The sequence below is a fragment of the Bartonella taylorii 8TBB genome (assembly GCF_902825155.1).
Classification (GTDB): Bacteria; Pseudomonadota; Alphaproteobacteria; order Rhizobiales; family Rhizobiaceae; genus Bartonella; species Bartonella taylorii_A.
This window is the reverse complement of the sequence record NZ_CADEAG010000002.1, coordinates 171889-185773: the sequence shown is the minus strand read 5'-3', so window position 1 is coordinate 185773 and position 13885 is coordinate 171889. Positions and strand designations below refer to the sequence as shown.

The 13885-nt window shown below is 38.1% G+C and carries 13 protein-coding genes and 1 other RNA gene; 12 read left to right on the top strand and 2 right to left on the bottom strand.

Features of this window, described 5'->3' with window-relative positions; all coding sequences use genetic code 11:
• Window positions 1-71: 71 nt before the first annotated feature.
• From J7R13_RS02965 to J7R13_RS02950, 4 genes are all read left to right on the top strand, one after another.
• Window positions 72-1379 (top strand): MFS family transporter, encoded by a 1308-nt coding sequence (locus tag J7R13_RS02965; RefSeq protein WP_208437407.1) that lies wholly within the window; start codon window positions 72-74, stop codon window positions 1377-1379.
• Window positions 1380-2020: 641 nt separating this feature from the next.
• Window positions 2021-2167, top strand: coding sequence for a hypothetical protein (locus J7R13_RS02960; protein ID WP_208437406.1), 147 nt, complete (start codon window positions 2021-2023; stop codon window positions 2165-2167).
• 41 nt (window positions 2168-2208) lie between these two features.
• Window positions 2209-3516, top strand: coding sequence for an MFS family transporter (locus J7R13_RS02955; protein WP_208437405.1), 1308 nt, complete (start codon window positions 2209-2211; stop codon window positions 3514-3516).
• A 345-nt stretch (window positions 3517-3861) separates the two neighbouring features.
• On the top strand, window positions 3862-5169 hold the full coding sequence (locus J7R13_RS02950) for an MFS family transporter (protein ID WP_208437404.1): 1308 nt from the start codon (window positions 3862-3864) through the stop codon (window positions 5167-5169).
• Between the two features lie 81 nt (window positions 5170-5250).
• On the opposite strand, the gene J7R13_RS02945 is transcribed toward J7R13_RS02950, so the two are convergent.
• Entirely contained in the window at window positions 5251-5556 is a 306-nt protein-coding gene (locus tag J7R13_RS02945; protein ID WP_208437403.1) for a DUF2853 family protein, read from the bottom strand.
• A gap of 99 nt (window positions 5557-5655) precedes the next feature.
• Here J7R13_RS02945 and ssrA point away from each other — a divergent pair.
• The 5 genes from ssrA (at window position 5656) to J7R13_RS02920 (ending at window position 9618) form a co-directional block, all read left to right on the top strand.
• Window positions 5656-6012, top strand: a transfer-messenger RNA (tmRNA) gene (gene ssrA, locus J7R13_RS02940).
• Between the two features lie 168 nt (window positions 6013-6180).
• Window positions 6181-6726: an SspB family protein gene (locus J7R13_RS02935; RefSeq protein ID WP_208437402.1), complete on the top strand. Its 546-nt coding sequence runs from the start codon at window positions 6181-6183 to the stop codon at window positions 6724-6726.
• Between the two features lie 7 nt (window positions 6727-6733).
• Entirely contained in the window at window positions 6734-6916 is a 183-nt protein-coding gene (locus J7R13_RS02930) for a DUF4169 family protein (protein ID WP_004859422.1), read from the top strand.
• A gap of 10 nt (window positions 6917-6926) precedes the next feature.
• Window positions 6927-7178 (top strand): ribbon-helix-helix domain-containing protein, encoded by a 252-nt coding sequence (locus J7R13_RS02925; RefSeq protein WP_208434024.1) that lies wholly within the window; start codon window positions 6927-6929, stop codon window positions 7176-7178.
• Between the two features lie 121 nt (window positions 7179-7299).
• Complete coding sequence (locus tag J7R13_RS02920) at window positions 7300-9618, top strand: ATP-dependent helicase (RefSeq protein ID WP_208437401.1); 2319 nt, start codon at window positions 7300-7302, stop codon at window positions 9616-9618.
• A 46-nt stretch (window positions 9619-9664) separates the two neighbouring features.
• Here the strand turns inward: J7R13_RS02920 and J7R13_RS02915 are convergent, their stop codons facing one another.
• Window positions 9665-10294 (bottom strand): LbetaH domain-containing protein, encoded by a 630-nt coding sequence (locus tag J7R13_RS02915; protein ID WP_208437400.1) that lies wholly within the window; start codon window positions 10292-10294, stop codon window positions 9665-9667.
• Window positions 10295-10433: 139 nt separating this feature from the next.
• Here J7R13_RS02915 and J7R13_RS02910 point away from each other — a divergent pair, with 139 nt between their 5' ends.
• Genes J7R13_RS02910 through J7R13_RS02900 form a run of 3 tightly spaced genes read left to right on the top strand, consistent with a single transcriptional unit; the run spans window position 10434 to window position 13758 of the window.
• Window positions 10434-11015, top strand: a complete 582-nt coding sequence (locus J7R13_RS02910) for an SCO family protein (RefSeq protein ID WP_004859436.1) — start codon at window positions 10434-10436, stop codon at window positions 11013-11015.
• Between the two features lie 29 nt (window positions 11016-11044).
• The gene (locus J7R13_RS02905) at window positions 11045-11914 is read left to right on the top strand and encodes a 50S ribosomal protein L11 methyltransferase (protein ID WP_208437399.1); all 870 of its coding nucleotides are present in this window, start codon (window positions 11045-11047) and stop codon (window positions 11912-11914) included.
• A 17-nt stretch (window positions 11915-11931) separates the two neighbouring features.
• Window positions 11932-13758, top strand: a complete 1827-nt coding sequence (locus J7R13_RS02900; protein WP_208437398.1) for an aminopeptidase P family protein — start codon at window positions 11932-11934, stop codon at window positions 13756-13758.
• Window positions 13759-13885 lie beyond the last annotated feature (127 nt).

Sequence of the window (13885 nt, the reverse complement as noted above, 5' to 3'; positions counted from 1 at the left end):
GATATAAGATACAAATCGCAAACAACTCTAAATAGAAAAAACAAACCATAGATCTAAAAGGGGAATACTTCATGAAAAGTAAAACAACTTTAGCGCCACATGATACAAGGAAACGTATCTTTGCTATCATAGCCAGTGCATCAGGAAATCTCGTAGAATGGTATGATTTTTATGTTTACTCATTTACGTCCATTTATTTTGCATCACAATTTTTTCCTTCTAATGATGACGTTGTTACGCCACTGTTAAAAACAGCAGGAATCTTTTTTATTGGCTTTCTTATGCGTCCTATTGGAGCATGGATTTTCGGATACATTGCTGATCGTTATGGACGCAAACGCTCAATGCTTATTTCTGTTTTTATGATGTGCGGCGGCTCATTCCTCATCGCCGTACTTCCTACCTATGAAACTATTGGAGCAACAGCAGCAGTTCTTTTACTTTTACTTCGAATGCTTCAGGGACTTTCTGTCGGCGGTGAATATGGCACTACAGCAACTTATATGAGTGAAGTTGCCCTCAAAAATCGCCGTGGATTCTTTAGCTCTTTTCAATACACTACGCTGATTGGTGGGCAACTTTTAGCCAGCTTTGTTATATTTATTCTGGCGTTTTATCTCACAGAAGATCAGTTAAAAGCATGGGGATGGCGTATTCCTTTTGTAATCGGTGGATTAGGAGCAATTGTTGCAATTTATGTCCGCAGTTCGCTTCATGAAACAACCACAGAAGAAAGTCGTTCTAAAAAGCAGGCTGGTAGTCTTATAGAGCTTCTACGCAATCACAGAAAAGCTTTCTTTCTGGTTGTTGGCTTTACAGCTGGAGGATCACTCACATTTTATACCTATACCACTTATATGCAAAAGTATCTGATCACGACTACCGGATTTGATAAACATACAGCCACAACCATAATGACCGCTGCTCTTTTCGTTTTTATGTTACTTCAACCTGTATTTGGCTTTCTAGCTGATAAAATTGGCACAAAAACTTCACTCCTCATGTGGAGTGCTTTATCTATTATCTTTACGATTCCTGGGCTCAGAATGATTGCTAACGCTAACGATACAGCGATTGCACTTTTAATCATTATCGGAATGCTCTGTATTATGAGTTTTTATACATCCATCGCTGGTATCGTAAAAGCGGAAATGTTTCCTGCTTCAGTACGTGCAATGGGAGTTGGACTCTCCTATGCCATTGCTAATGCATTATTTGGCGGATCAGCCGAATACGTAGCACTTGGATTAAAAAATATGGAATATGAATCACTCTTCTATTTTTATATAACCGGCATGATGATAATTGCATTTATTGCAGTTCTCCTGATGCCCGATGCCCGAAAAAAGGGCTATCTTCAAGGTGATGGAATCCATTAAAACCTTCTATGCTAAATCAAAAGCCCTAATAGGGCTTTTGATTGTGATAACCATGTGAATTCAGTATTTACAATCTGTTATATCTCCATATCTAGTACCATAAACGAAATCACATACTTTTCTTTGACATAAACTGCAAAAAGTACACTCTCTCACCATATTGTGAGTACATTATTCTTCTACAAAATTCAGTACACTTAAAATTAAGAAAGAAATTATTATCCAGTAATAAGCAACCTTTATCGAAAATTATTTCTTTCCATGACAAAAACCGCACCTACCTCATTTTGAAATTCTCCGTTTTTCAACAATACAAGCGTGAAAGAAAATGAGGAGCAACAGTACTTTCAGGGGTGAATGCGCAGATTGTGAATTATCACACCATGTATGTGCACAGTAAATCACACTCAAGAAAAACAAAAATCCCTATCCATTATAAATCAATATCTTAAAATAGGGCAAATTTGTCGTTAAATGCCAAGTATTGCATAATCCCCCCAATAACGCCATTATATGCATTGATGTTTAGCTAAATTCATAATGAAGCAACAAAAATAACAGTTTTTTTAATCACACAAACTTTTCCTCCTCTAAGGGAAAATCACAAAAATACAGTCCAATTAAGCAAAATAAAGCTTCTTATGAAGATTATATTTTTTCATCCTACTACCAATAAAGAATCCAAAAAGCATGAACAGTTAACCCAATTAAGCCGTATCAAAGAACTTTTACAAAAAATTATCATTATACAATTGAATTTTGATGATACAAATCGTAAACAACTTTAAATAGAAAAAATAAACTATAGATCTAAAAAGGGGGGTATTTTGTGAAAAACGAAACAACTTTAGCACCACATGATACAAGGAAACGTATTTTTGCTATCATAGCCAGTGCATCAGGAAATCTCGTAGAATGGTATGATTTTTACGCTTACTCATTTACGTCGATTTATTTTGCTTCGCAATTCTTTCCTACAGATAAAGATCCCGTTACGCAGTTGTTAAAAATCGCAGGAATCTTTTTTGTTGGCTTTCTTATGCGCCCGATTGGAGCATGGTTCTTTGGCTTCATTGCTGACCGTTATGGACGTAAACGCTCAATGCTTATTTCTGTTTTTATGATGTGTGGGGGCTCATTTCTCATTGCCATACTTCCTACCTACGAAACTATTGGAGCGACAGCAGCATTCCTTCTACTTTTAATTCGTATGTTTCAAGGACTTTCAGTTGGCGGTGAATATGGTACAACAGCAACTTATATGAGTGAAGTGGCTCTTAAAAATCGTCGCGGTCTCTTTGCTTCCTTCCAGTATGCTACAACGATCACAGGTCAACTTCTCGCCAGCCTCACTATATTCATTTTAGCACTTTATCTTAACGAAGATCAGTTAAAAGCATGGGGCTGGCGTATTCCTTTTTTAATTGGTGGCTTTGGAGCAATAGTTGCAATTTACCTACGTCGTTCACTCCATGAAACAACCACAGAAGAAAGTCGTTCTAAAAAACACGCTGGTAGTATTATAGAACTTTTACACAACCACAAAAAAGCTTTCTTTTTGGTTATTGGCTTTACAGTGGGAGGGTCGCTCACATTTTATACCTATACCACTTATATGCAAAAATATCTGATCACCACCACCGGATTTGATAAACACACTAGCACAACAATAATGACTGCTGCACTCCTTATTTTCGTGTTACTACAGCCCCTATTTGGTTCTCTAGCCGATAAAATTGGAGCAAGAGCTTCTCTCATCATGTGGAGTACCTTATCCATTATCTGTACAATTCCTGCACTGAACGTAATTGGTAGCACTAATAATACATGGGTTGCACTCTTAATTATTGTTGGAATGCTCTGTATTATGAGTTTTTATACATCTATCGCAGGTATCATAAAAGCAGAACTATTCCCTGTTTCAATCCGAGCAATCGGCGTTGGACTTGCTTTTGCCATTGGGAATGCACTATTTGGCGGTTCTGCTGAAACTGTAGCATTTGGATTAAAAAGTATGGGATATGAAACTGTCTTCTTCTTTTATATAGTTGGTATGATGATCATTGCACTCATCTCAATTCTCTTGATGCCAGATATAGACAAAGGAGGATATCTTAAAGATGATGAAATCCATTAAAATTTCTATATGAAATAAAAAAGCCTGAGAAATTGGGCTTTTTCCATAATCACCAGACATCACCTCTGCAACTTTTGAAGCTGCTATTTTTGCATTCCATTCATCCGTACCAAAGACATCTTGAACCTATCTTTCAAGGTATTGTCTCTCTTGAAATCCGATTTGATAACTTTTATCCACCTACAAAAATATAGGTTTCAAAAGGCATAAACAGTTAGCCCAATTAAACCGTCTCACAGAACTTTCACAAGAAATTATCATTATACAATTGAATTTTGATAATACAAATCGTAAACAACTTTAAATAGAAAAAAATAAACTATAGATCTAAAAGGGGAGCGCTTCATGAAAAATGAAACAACTTTAATACAACATGATACAAGAAAACGTGTTTTTGCTATCATATCCAGCGCATTAGGTAATCTGGTAGAGTGGTATGATTTTTACATTTACTCATTTGCATCGATTTACTTTGCACCACAATTTTTCCCTTCAGATGGAGATGTTGTTACCCAATTTTTAAAAACTGCAGGAATCTTCTTTATTGGTTTTCTTATGCGCCCAATTGGAAGTTGGCTTTTTGGCTTTATTGCTGATCGTTATGGACGCAAACGCTCAATGCTCATATCTATTTTTATGATGTGTGGTGGCTCTTTTCTCATCTCTATACTTCCCACCTATGAAACTATTGGAATAACAGCAGCAATTCTTCTGCTTTTACTTCGAATGATGCAGGGACTTTCAGCAGGTGGTGAATATGGTACAGCTGCAACTTATATAAGCGAAGTTTCCCTTAAAAATCATCGCGGTCTCTTTGCTTCTTTCCAATCTACCACACTTATTACTGGTCAACTTTTAGGCAGTTTTATTATATTTATTTTGGCACTTTATCTAACGGAAGACCAATTAAGAACATGGGGCTGGCGTATTCCTTTTGCGATTGGTGGATTAGCAGCAGTAGTTATACTTTATCTACGTCGTTCGCTTCATGAAACAACCACTAAAGAAAGCCGCTCTCAAAAACAAACTGGGAGTCTTAAAGAGCTTCTAAGCAAACACACAAAAGCTTTTTTTGTTATTGCTCTCTTCGCCTCTGGAGGATCTCTCACATTTTACACCTGTACGACATATATGCAGAAATATCTGATCACAACTACCGGTTTTGATAAACATACCGCGACAACCATAATGACTGCTGCACTCTTTATTTTCATATTACTTCAACCCGTATTTGGTATTCTAGCTGATAAAATTGGGACAAAAAATTTACTTATCATTTGGAGTGCACTCTCTACTCTCTTTACGATTCCTGGACTTCTCATAATCGGCCACACGGATAATACATGGATTGCGCTATCAACCATTATTGGAATACTCTGTATTATGAGCATGTATACATCTATCTCTGGTGTCGTAAAATCAGCAATGTTTCCCTCTTCAGTGCGAGCACTAGGAGTTGGTCTCTCTCATGCTATTGGTAATGCATTATTTGGTGGTTCTGCTGAATACGTAGCACTTGGATTAAAAAATATAGGACATGAATCACTCTTTTATTTTTACGTAACCGGCGTGATGATCATTGCATTCATAGCCACTCTTTTTATACCGGATATGAGTAAGGGGGGATATCTTCAAGAGGATGAGCCCCATTAAAACTTCCCACATGAAACGAAAAAGCCCAAGTACTTGGGCTTTTTTTGTAATAATTGTATAAAAATTTAATTTTGATACTGTTTAAATTTTATGAAGTGCGTTTAATTGTTTAGCGACCAAATAATAAAAAGTCATACGACTTTTCCTACGCTCTCCAGACATCATATCTGCAACTTTTGAAACAACTGTTTTAGCGCTCTGCGCATCGGCAACTAATACATCTTGAACCCATTTTTCAACGCGTTCTAGCTCTTTTGGATCTGATGTAGCAACCAATGATGCATCCTGCTTTTGCATCACCAAAGCCAAACGCTGTCTTAGCCGTTCTATGGCAGCTTCATCAGGATTTGGATCATATAATTTAATATCTGCTAGATCATTTGTCATTCTGCGACATCTCCTCTCCAAGAATTAGCGGCTGTATTTTGGCAGCCACATCTAAATATAGCTTATAAATAATTAGAGGATTTAAAATATTAACAACCCCCCCTTTCCGAAAGGCTGTTCTTCATCTATATTTAAAGAGCTGGCTTGCCAGCTATGGTAATAAATGGACGGTGAAATAAACCTATTGGACCCGGGGGCGGTACCCGGCGCCTCCACCAAAGTATACTCTCTATTGGTTATATTTTGATGGGGGCGAAATAGGATCGACAAAGGCGTAAAGATCGCTCTTTTACTCGGCATGGTACCACCGTTATCGGACTAAATGAGTAGTTGCAAATGACAACTATGCGGAAGCACGTCTCGCCGCTTAAGGTGGTGTGAATGCTTCAAATTAAGCCTTAAACCGTCGCAGGTTTAAGCGGGGTTCGAAGGCACCTGGCAACAGAAGCCTTCACTTTTATTAATATTATTGATTGATCTATCAGATATTATTTTTCATAAAATTTCATATTATTTTCGGTTAATTTAGATGCATCGTAGACAAAATATTGCTAGCTTTAAAATACATTCTATTGCACAATATTATGCACGCTCATCTTCTGCGTGAAATAAAAGGAATATTCGATGATTCAAGATCAAATCCGTTACGATATTCTCGTTCAGGATGCGCTTCGTGGAGTTATCCGTAAAGTTTTATCGGAAGTTGCTAAAGCAGGGCTTCCAGGAAATCACCATTTTTTTATTACTTTTTTGACAAATGCCCCAGGCGTAAAAATCTCTCCTCGGCTTAAAAGTCGTTACCCAGAGCAAATGACAATCGTATTACAACATCAGTTTAGAGACTTAAGTGTTTCGGAAAATGCCTTCGAAGTAACACTATCCTTTAGAGAAATTAGTGAAAAACTCGTGATTCCTTTTACTTCTATCCAAGTATTTTATGACCCTGTAGCATCATTTGAAGCAGCATTTGATCTTCCTTCAAATCTTAACCTTAGAGAGAGTAAAAACTCAGAAAATACATCATCCACACCTATCATTCTATCGGACAAACAAAAAAAAGAAAATACGCTTATAAAAGAACAAGATTCCAGTACAAGTCAGGAAACTTCAAACAATGATGCAAAACAAAGTGCTGATGTTGTCTCATTAGATTCTTTTAGAAAAAAATAAATATCTCATGACTGAACCGATTAACCTTCGCCAATTTCGAAAACAAAAAAAACGTGCAGAAAAAGCTGTTCATGCAGAAGAAAATCGCAATCGTTTTGGACGAACAAAAGCTGAAAAACTTTTCGAGAAAAAAGAAGCTTTAAAAGCGCAAAAATTTCTTGATCAAAATCGTTTATGGTACGACGAATAAGAGTAAAAAAATGCACGAAAATAATCTTATTGATTGGTCAAAAGTGGTACCACGAAAAATATCCGTACGAATTGGTGGACACACAACAAGCGTATCTTTAGAGCAACCATTTCTAGACGTTCTCAAAGCCATAGCACATAGAAAAGGAAAATCCTTAGCCTTTATTATCACCGATATTGACAGCAAAAGACCACAAAAAGTGAGTCTTTCGGCTTCATTACGCGTTTACGCACTCCAAAGCGTTCTTACTCAACGCCTTTAATACTCGTTTTATTTTTATAATCTTTGTCTTCTTATTCAACGGAAGATGTTGCGGCTTTTTTAAGAAAATATTTTTTTAGGTCTAGCACTCAGATGAAAAAAATACTACACGAAAAGGTATAATGAATAATTTTTTCGATGACATACCATTTTTCGAAGATGAATCGCCGCCCCCAAAGCATGAAAATAGCCCTAGGTTAGTTGCTCATACTGCACAATGTGCTGCTGATTATTTAGAACAACTTAATCCCGAACAGCGACAAGCTGTGATGAATACACAAGGGTCTCTCTTAGTTCTTGCGGGTGCTGGTACTGGAAAAACACGCGTTTTGACTACCCGCATTTCTCACATTTTACGCTCTGGACTTGCCTCTCCTCAGCAAATACTTGCTGTAACTTTCACCAACAAAGCAGCACGCGAAATGAAAATGCGTATTGGTGCGCTTATTGGTGAAATTGTTGAAGGTATGCCTTGGCTTGGAACTTTTCATTCTACCGGCGCAAAAATCCTGCGCCGCCATGCAGAACTTGTTGGTTTAAAAAGCAACTTTACAATTCTTGATAGCGATGATGTCCTTCGACTTTTAAAACAACTTATTCAAGCTGAAGGGTTAGACGATAAGCGTTGGCCCGCACGAAATCTCGCTATAATGATTGATTCTTGGAAAAATCAAGGGCTTTCACCAGAACGCATTTCAGAAAGTGATGCTCATTCCTTTGGTAACGGTACGGGACGCAAACTTTATCGTAGCTATCAGGATAGATTAAAAAGCCTTAATGCCTGTGATTTTGGCGACCTTCTACTTCATTCTATCTCTATCTTTCAACATAATCCAGACATTCTTCGCGAATATCATTCTAAATTTCGCTATATTCTTGTGGATGAATATCAAGATACGAATACAGCACAATATCTTTGGCTTCGCCTTTTAGCACAACAATCTAAAGAACAACATGTCAACCTTTGTTGTGTTGGTGATGATGACCAATCTATTTACGGGTGGCGTGGTGCTAAAGTTGATAATATATTGCGTTTTGAAAAAGATTTTTCTCCTGCAAAAATTATTCGTTTAGAACGCAATTATCGCTCAACATCACACATTCTCAAAACCGCTTCTCATCTCATTTCTCATAATCAAGGAAGACTTGGAAAAACACTTTTTTCTGATCAAATAAATGCAGAAGAAGAAAAAGTAAAAATTCATGCAGCATGGGATTCAGGAGAGGAAGCGCGTGCAATTGGAGAAGAAATTGAACGTGTACAACAAGCTGGACATTCATTAAATCATATAGCTATATTGGTGCGCGCATCATTCCAGATGCGTGAATTTGAAGATCGCTTTGTCACGCTTGGTCTTAACTACCGCGTCATTGGTGGCCCACGCTTTTATGAACGAATGGAAATACGTGATGCCATGGCTTATTTACGCGTTGTTGTTCAACCAGCAGATGACTTAGCCTTTGAACGCATTATCAACACGCCTAAACGCGGCTTGGGAGACGCAACCCTACGCACCCTTTATGAAAGTGCACGTGCACGCTCTATTCCTCTCTTTTCTGCTGCAACAGCAATAATTGAAACGGATGAGCTAAAACCAAAAGCACGCAGTTCATTGCGAAGCATTATTGAAAACTTTCGCCGCTGGCAAAATATGCTGCAATACACCCCTCATAGAGAACTTGCCGAAACAATCCTTGATGACTCAGGCTACACAGCTATGTGGTTAGAAGATCGCTCACCAGAAGCACCAACACGGCTAGAAAATCTCAAAGAAATGATCCGTTCTATGGAGCAATTTGAAAGCCTTCATAGCTTTTTAGAACATGTTGCACTAGTAATGGATGCTGAAAACAATGAAAATACCGACGCAGTCAACATCATGACTCTTCATTCAGCCAAAGGGCTTGAATTTGAAACAGTTTTTCTTCCTGGCTGGGAAGAAGGACTTTTTCCCCATCAGCGCTCATTGGATGAAGGAGGGCGTGCAGGTTTAGAAGAAGAGCGGCGGCTAGCTTACGTAGGGCTAACAAGAGCAAAAAAACATTTGCATATATGGTTTGTATCCAATCGAAGAATTCATGGATTTTGGCAACCTGCACTTCCATCCCGTTTTCTAGGTGAATTACCAGCAGAACATATAGAATTAATAGGAATGGAAACATCTTATGGTGGTTATGGAAAATCGCACTTTAAACAGCAAAATCCCTTTTATAATGATTATTCCAAATCAGGATGGAAACGTGCACAAAAAAACATTGAAGGAAAAGTTATTGCCCAATCAGTCTCTGACCCTCCTTCAGATTTTTTAATCAATGATCGAATTTTTCATATAAAATTCGGTTATGGTCGTATCACAGCAATAGACAACCATAAGCTAACCATTGTATTTGAAAAAGCTGGAGAAAAGCGTGTACTCGATAATTTTGTAAGCAAAGCCTAATGAAATTATCTTTCCTAACAAAAAACATTTTTTCATTTTATTTTAATTACTTCCATTTGTAAATAAAAGCCTCGATTGGAAGGTTTTGCATATCAGGCAATGCGCTGTAAATTTTATCAAGCGGCCAATTCCACCAAGCCATCTCTAAAAGCATCTGTATCACATGATTAGAAAAACGCATCCGCAACAGCTTTGCAGGAACACCAGCAACAATGGTATAAGGTAAAACATCTTTTGTTATAACAGCGTTAGCACCAATGATAGCGCCATGTCCAATTGTCACCTCAGGCATGATAACCGCACCATGTCCAATCCATACATCATGCCCAACAATAACACGTTTTGCACAACGCCTTTCACGAAAAGAACTGTCCAACGGCATATAGCGAAAATATTCGTTAGGGCGATATGTTATTTTATGCGTCGAAAGGCGTTCCATAGGATGCTCTAGCGCATTCAAACAGACATGAGATGCAATAGAACAAAAACGCCCGATATCGCTATAAATAGCTTCACTGTTACGCTCAAAATAAGAAAAATCTCCAACCATTACATCACGCAAAACCACCCGCTCATTGATTTCCACATAGCGTCCCAATTTACACCCATGCAGCCGTGCTGTCGTATGAATACGAGGCTCACTGTCATGGAATCGAAGATCTTTCTCAATGCCCATTCATCTTCTACCGATTGTTTTCCCATAAATAACATGGCAAAACATACCAACTAACTAAACAAAATCAACCATGAAACAGAGATTGCAAAGTTAACTAGCCAATGTTACAATTTCCCGATCTATCTAAGAGAGTCAAACTATGAAAAATGTAATACGTATCTTGGGGCTGACAGTCATATTTCTTATAGGCATTTTTATTTATGATACGTTGAGAAATAAGCCTTTAGGCGATAATTTTACACTCACTGATTCCAATGGAAAGACTATCACCGAAGTTGATATTCGAAGCAAACCCTCAATAATTTTCTTTGGCTTCACCATGTGCCCTGAGAGCTGCCCTACCACACTGATCAATCTTGATCGATGGCTTACAGCACTTGGCCCAAAGGCTGATAAATTAGGGGTATGGTTTGTTACTGTTGACCCTGAACGTGATACACCAGAAGTACTTCATGATTATCTCAGTAATTTTAACAATAAAATTACTGGTATCAGTGGAGATCCTGAAAAAGTTCATAAAATGGTAGATTCTTTTAACATCGTTGCTGAAAAAGTACCAGGAACAGATGGGAACTACACTTATAACCACACAGCAGCGATTTTTTTACTCAAAAAAGGCGGAAAACTATCCGGTGTTATTCCTTATGATGCAAAAGAGAGCGACAATGAATTAAGAGATGATATCGCCATTGAACGGCTAAAAAAACTCGTCTCGAACTAAATAAAAAGCTGGTTAAAAGAAAGAACAAAATGTCGCAGCAAATTCGTCTGTATTGTACTGTTTTCAAAGAGGAAGCAGAACGGTTTTATACTCTTATGGAAACAGCCTTTGATGAAGAAGGATATCCTCTTGCGCTTGCAGAAGTAGATGAGAAAAATGCCATGTATGAGCTGTCACTTTATGTAGATAAAGAAGGCCTAGAGAATGCCTCAGAACGTTTTTCAAATATCCTTTCTATAGATCCCAATAAAATTAACCATGAAATTTTACCCGATATTGATTGGGTTAAACAAAGCCTTAAAGGACTAACACCTGTGCGTGCTGGTCCCTTTTTTTTACATGGAAGCCATAACCGAAGCGACATTCCACCGAATGTTTTTCCTATTGAAATTGAAGCTAATCAAGCTTTTGGTACCGGACATCATGGAACAACAGCAGGTTGTTTGGAAATGATTGCCAAAGTGGTGAAACACGAAAATCCACAAAATGTTCTTGATCTTGGTACCGGTAGCGGTGTACTTGCCATTGGCATCGCGATGCTCAAACCTGTTTCTATACTTGCATCTGATATTGACCCCATTGCTATTCAAGTTGCACAACACAATGCCGAACTCAATGGTGTAAAAAAATATATTACAACTGTTACAGCAACAGGTTTTACCCATGATCAAATTGCATCACGTGCGCCCTTTGATCTTATCATTGCCAATATCCTTGCTAATCCACTCATTGAACTTGCGCCAGAAATGGTGCGAGTGCTTCAAAAAGGCGGATCACTTATACTCTCTGGAATTCTTGAAGAGCAACACGCCTCTGTATTGGAAGCTTATGTCAAACAAGGTCGACAACACATTGAAACATACCACCGTCAAGAATGGGTTACGATACACCTAAAATAAAAGAAAAGGATGTTGTTATGTATCAATCTTTTGAAGCAACAACAAATCCCACTCATGCTCTCGAGCGTATTACCTCTCTTCGTAAAGAACTCGATCACCTCGGACTAGATGGCTTTCTTGTCCCACGTGCAGATGAACATCAAGGAGAATATGTCCCCCCACATGCTCAACGTCTTAGCTGGCTTACTGGCTTTACTGGATCATCAGGTATTGCACTCATTTTAAAAAACAAAGCCATCATATTCACAGATGGGCGCTATAAACTCCAAGTTCGCCAACAAACTGATCCTGATATTTTTGAGTATGAAGATCTCGTAACTTACCCACCTTCACAATGGCTTGAAAAAAATGGACACAAGCTTTCTATTGGCTTTGATCCATGGCTCCACACCATTGCAGCTATAGATACATTGAGAAAAGCATTAGAAATGAACGCAAGTGGAAGGCTTATAACAGTTCAAAAAAATCCCATTGATCTTATCTGGCATGATCAACCACAATTACCACAATCTGCCTTATCGATTCATCCTCTCAAATATGCAGGATATAATACCGATGAAAAGCTGTCCTTGATTCACCAAAATATCAAACAAGCCAATGCAGATGCTTTTATTTTTACAGACCCCTCCTCTATTGCATGGACATTCAATATACGTGGTAATGATGTTTCCAACACACCTTTTGCCCTTTGTTTTGCTCTTATTCCTATCAAAGAAACGCCCGCCTTATTCATTAACGGCACAAAATTAGGTATAGAACAGAAACAATATCTGGAACGTTATGCAAAATTATATGAACCAGAACAGCTTATTCCAAAGATTAAAGATTATGTTCAAAAGGGAACAATTTTTGCCTTAGATCCACGACTAACGTGCGAAAAATTACGCACCACTATTGAAGAACAAGAAGGTTCTTTTATTAAGCTTACTGATCCCGCGGCTCTACCACGTGCCATTAAAAATAGTACAGAACTAAACGGTGCGCGCAAAGCACACCTGCGCGACGGCGTAGCCCTTACACGTTTTTTTTCTTGGTTAGATAAACAAACACTAGGGTCTATAAATGAAATTTCTGCTGCTCAAAAATTAGAAGCATTTCGCACAACAACAGCAAAAGAAATGGGAGAAAAACTTGAAGACCTCTCTTTTGATACGATTTCAGCAGCAGGAGCAAATGGTGCCATTGTTCATTATCGTGTAACGACTCAAACAAATAAACAACTCAATGCTGGTGAACTTTATCTTGTGGATTCAGGTGGACAATATCGTGATGGCACGACAGATGTCACACGCACAGTAGCAATTGGGAATATTGGAGAAGAAGAAAAACGCTGTTTCACTCTTGTCCTCAAAGGCATGATTGCTCTTTCAACCGCACAATTCCCAAAAGGTACACGCGGACAAGACATTGATGCTCTAGCACGTATCGCCTTATGGAAAGCAGGTTTTGATTATGCCCATGGCACTGGTCATGGAGTTGGCTCTTATCTCTCTGTTCATGAAGGACCACAAAATCTTTCGCGCAATGGGTGCCAAGAATTGATCCCCGGAATGATTATTTCTAATGAACCTGGATATTACCGCGAAGGTGCTTTTGGAATTCGTATTGAAAATTTGATGATCGTAAAACCAGCACAAAAAATTAATGGTGGAGATATAGAAATGCTCTCATTCGAAACACTCACAAATTGCCCCATTGATCGACGCTTAATCCTCTCAGAGCTTTTAACACTAGAGGAGCGGAAATGGCTCAACGACTACCATGCACATGTTTATCAGGTTAATGCACCTTACTTGAATGAAGAAGATAAAGAATGGGCAAAAGAAGCAACAATGCCTCTTTAAGTAAAGTAGCGTACAACTTTTACTCTTTCTGTAAAAAACTCCCTCTTCTCTTTTTTAAGAAAAATACAGAATTTTCATCAAAGAATATAAGAACAACCCCTTATACAAATAGTCGTATTTAGAATAT

Excerpts from the sequence above, each read along its gene's own strand:
- J7R13_RS02965 (WP_208437407.1), top strand. The coding sequence starts at position 72 with ATGAAAAGTAAAACAACTTTAGCGCCACATGATACAAGGAAACGTATC.
- J7R13_RS02960 (WP_208437406.1), top strand. The coding sequence starts at position 2,021 with ATGAAGATTATATTTTTTCATCCTACTACCAATAAAGAATCCAAAAAG.
- J7R13_RS02950 (WP_208437404.1), top strand. The coding sequence starts at position 3,862 with ATGAAAAATGAAACAACTTTAATACAACATGATACAAGAAAACGTGTT.
- J7R13_RS02945 (WP_208437403.1), bottom strand. The coding sequence starts at position 5,556 with ATGACAAATGATCTAGCAGATATTAAATTATATGATCCAAATCCTGAT.
- J7R13_RS02935 (WP_208437402.1), top strand. The coding sequence starts at position 6,181 with ATGATTCAAGATCAAATCCGTTACGATATTCTCGTTCAGGATGCGCTT.
- J7R13_RS02930 (WP_004859422.1), top strand. The coding sequence starts at position 6,734 with ATGACTGAACCGATTAACCTTCGCCAATTTCGAAAACAAAAAAAACGT.
- J7R13_RS02925 (WP_208434024.1), top strand. The coding sequence starts at position 6,927 with ATGCACGAAAATAATCTTATTGATTGGTCAAAAGTGGTACCACGAAAA.
- J7R13_RS02920 (WP_208437401.1), top strand. The coding sequence starts at position 7,300 with ATGAATAATTTTTTCGATGACATACCATTTTTCGAAGATGAATCGCCG.
- J7R13_RS02915 (WP_208437400.1), bottom strand. The coding sequence starts at position 10,294 with ATGGGCATTGAGAAAGATCTTCGATTCCATGACAGTGAGCCTCGTATT.
- J7R13_RS02910 (WP_004859436.1), top strand. The coding sequence starts at position 10,434 with ATGAAAAATGTAATACGTATCTTGGGGCTGACAGTCATATTTCTTATA.
- J7R13_RS02905 (WP_208437399.1), top strand. The coding sequence starts at position 11,045 with ATGTCGCAGCAAATTCGTCTGTATTGTACTGTTTTCAAAGAGGAAGCA.
- J7R13_RS02900 (WP_208437398.1), top strand. The coding sequence starts at position 11,932 with ATGTATCAATCTTTTGAAGCAACAACAAATCCCACTCATGCTCTCGAG.